The sequence below is a fragment of the Flavobacterium sp. ALD4 genome, from assembly GCF_002836475.1.
Lineage (GTDB): Bacteria > Bacteroidota > Bacteroidia > Flavobacteriales > Flavobacteriaceae > Flavobacterium.
Map to the genome: position 1 here is coordinate 2,501 of NZ_PJBJ01000001.1, position 3,182 is coordinate 5,682.

The 3,182-nt window shown below is 44.7% G+C and carries 2 tRNA genes and 2 rRNA genes (1 of these 4 cut by a window edge); all 4 read right to left on the minus strand.

Annotated features, from left to right (window positions below):
- Nucleotides 1-678 (minus strand): 23S ribosomal RNA (locus tag CXF59_RS00010) (it extends 2,208 nt beyond the left edge of the window).
- A gap of 127 nt (nucleotides 679-805) precedes the next feature.
- Nucleotides 806-879: transfer RNA gene (locus tag CXF59_RS00015), tRNA-Ala, on the minus strand.
- An 88-nt stretch (nucleotides 880-967) separates the two neighbouring features.
- Nucleotides 968-1,041: transfer RNA gene (locus CXF59_RS00020), tRNA-Ile, on the minus strand.
- A 217-nt stretch (nucleotides 1,042-1,258) separates the two neighbouring features.
- Nucleotides 1,259-2,774 (minus strand): 16S ribosomal RNA (locus CXF59_RS00025).
- The 16S and 23S rRNA genes sit together here with 2 tRNA genes alongside, the layout of an rRNA operon.
- Between the last annotated feature and the right edge of the window lie 408 nt (nucleotides 2,775-3,182).

The window sequence follows — 3,182 nt, forward strand, 5'->3', positions numbered from 1 at the left end:
GCCCTATTCAGACTCGCTTTCGCTACGGATCCGTGGCTTAACCACTTATCCTTGCCAGCAACGTTAACTCGTAGGCTCATTATGCAAAAGGCACGCCGTCACCCCACTAAAGGGCTCCGACCGCTTGTAAGCGTATGGTTTCAGGATCTATTTCACTCCGTTATTCACGGTTCTTTTCACCTTTCCCTCACGGTACTGGTTCACTATCGGTCTCTCAGGAGTATTTAGCCTTAGCGGATGGTCCCGCCAAATTCAGACAGGATTTCTCGTGTCCCGCCCTACTCAGGATACCACTATCGTTATCTTCTATTACTTATACAGGGCTATCACCTTCTTTGGCTCCACTTTCCAGTGGATTCTAATTCTATCCGCAACAAATAACGTGGTCCTACAACCCCAACATTGCCGTAACAACATTGGTTTGGGCTAATCCGCGTTCGCTCGCCACTACTTACGGAATCACTTTTGTTTTCTTCTCCTCCGCCTACTTAGATGTTTCAGTTCAGCGGGTTTGCCCACCCGAAGGTGTACTATGTCTTCAACATAGTGGGTTGCCCCATTCAGGTATCTACGGATCAATCGGTGTGTGCCCGTCCCCGTAGCTTTTCGCAGCTTATCACGCCTTTCATCGCCTCTGAGAGCCAAGGCATCCCCCATACGCCCTTATTTTGCTTATTGTACCAATCTTAAAATTAATTAAGACCGTTCTTTCTACTTGTCTAATGATAAACAAGTAAAATGCTTTCTACTTTTTATATTTTTTCTTATCTCAATATGTCAATGAACTTTAATCCTTACGGACTTGTGGAGAATAACGGAGTCGAACCGTTGACCTCCTGCGTGCAAGGCAGGCGCTCTAGCCAGCTGAGCTAATCCCCCAATCTAATTATGAATTGTGAATTATGAATTATGAATCTTATTCATAACTCCTCAACTCTAGAATTTCTTCTTTTTATTTAAGTAATAGTTGTCTCGGACAGACTCGAACTGTCGACCCCTACATTATCAGTGTAATACTCTAACCAGCTGAGCTACGAGACAAGATGATGTCTGATCAACAACCTATAACTTCTCATTTCCAATGCCTAAACACCTGAAACCTAAAATTAATAGTGTTCAATCGTAAATCCTTAATCTTTTACTTAATTGTATTATTTGAACTAACAGCAAGAGTAATATAATCTAAAATATGTTTCCACTTTCTCTTTTCGTCTCTTTCCCAAGCGTGTTGATAAATCAACTAACACTTAGGCTCTAGAAAGGAGGTGTTCCAGCCGCACCTTCCGGTACGGCTACCTTGTTACGACTTAGCCCTAGTTACCAGTTTTACCCTAGGCAGCTCCTTGCGGTCACCGACTTCAGGCACCCCCAGCTTCCATGGCTTGACGGGCGGTGTGTACAAGGCCCGGGAACGTATTCACCGGATCATGGCTGATATCCGATTACTAGCGATTCCAGCTTCACGGAGTCGAGTTGCAGACTCCGATCCGAACTGTGACCGGTTTTGTAGATTCGCTCCTGGTCGCCCAGTGGCTGCTCTCTGTACCGGCCATTGTAGCACGTGTGTAGCCCAAGGCGTAAGGGCCGTGATGATTTGACGTCATCCCCACCTTCCTCACAGTTTGCACTGGCAGTCTCGTTAGAGTTCCCGACATGACTCGCTGGCAACTAACAACAGGGGTTGCGCTCGTTATAGGACTTAACCTGACACCTCACGGCACGAGCTGACGACAACCATGCAGCACCTTGTAATTTGTCTTGCGAAAGATCTGTTTCCAAACCGGTCAAACTACATTTAAGCCTTGGTAAGGTTCCTCGCGTATCATCGAATTAAACCACATGCTCCACCGCTTGTGCGGGCCCCCGTCAATTCCTTTGAGTTTCAAACTTGCGTTCGTACTCCCCAGGTGGGATACTTATCACTTTCGCTTAGCCACTGAGATTGCTCCCAACAGCTAGTATCCATCGTTTACGGCGTGGACTACCAGGGTATCTAATCCTGTTCGCTACCCACGCTTTCGTCCCTCAGCGTCAATCAATTAGTAGTAACCTGCCTTCGCAATTGGTATTCCATGTAATCTCTAAGCATTTCACCGCTACACTACATATTCTAGTTACTTCCTAATAATTCAAGTCAGACAGTATCAATGGCCGTTCCACCGTTGAGCGATGGGCTTTCACCACTGACTTATCTGACCGCCTACGGACCCTTTAAACCCAATGATTCCGGATAACGCTTGGATCCTCCGTATTACCGCGGCTGCTGGCACGGAGTTAGCCGATCCTTATTCTTACAGTACCGTCAAGTCTCTACACGTAGAGGTGTTTCTTCCTGTATAAAAGCAGTTTACAATCCATAGGACCGTCATCCTGCACGCGGCATGGCTGGATCAGGCTTGCGCCCATTGTCCAATATTCCTCACTGCTGCCTCCCGTAGGAGTCTGGTCCGTGTCTCAGTACCAGTGTGGGGGATCTCCCTCTCAGGACCCCTACCCATCGTAGCCTTGGTATGCCGTTACCATACCAACTAGCTAATGGGACGCATGCTCATCTTTCACCGATAAATCTTTAATTATAAAATGATGCCATTCTATAATACTATAAGGTATTAATCCAAATTTCTCTGGGCTATCCCTTTGTGAAAGGTAGATTGCATACGCGTTACGCACCCGTGCGCCGGTCTCAGAAAAGCAAGCTTTCCCTACCCCTCGACTTGCATGTGTTAAGCCTGCCGCTAGCGTTCATCCTGAGCCAGGATCAAACTCTTCATCGTATATTATGCGAAACAAATAAATTTGTCTCTTTTTTATTTTGACTGAAGGTCTAGTGGTTTTTTCAAATCTTTCAATTCTATTACTCTTTATTCTTTGTTCTAAGATCTCTCTTAAAACGGCTGTCAATTCAATATGTCTAGGAACGTGTTCTTTTTGTTTCTCACCGCAAGTAACATGGTAAACATGTTTCTCGAAGCGGGTGCAAAAATACAACTTCTTTTGTTTCTCGCAAGAAAAATTTAAAGTTTTTTTGAAGATCTAAACCCTCTATTTCTTTATATTCTCTTACCAGTCTTTCAAGGAACTTTGCATGTTTTGCGGGGTGCAAAAGTAATAAGCAAAATTAAATCTCACAAGCTTTTTTTGATTTATTTTTAGAAATGAATTCTAAGCCTAAACACTATACT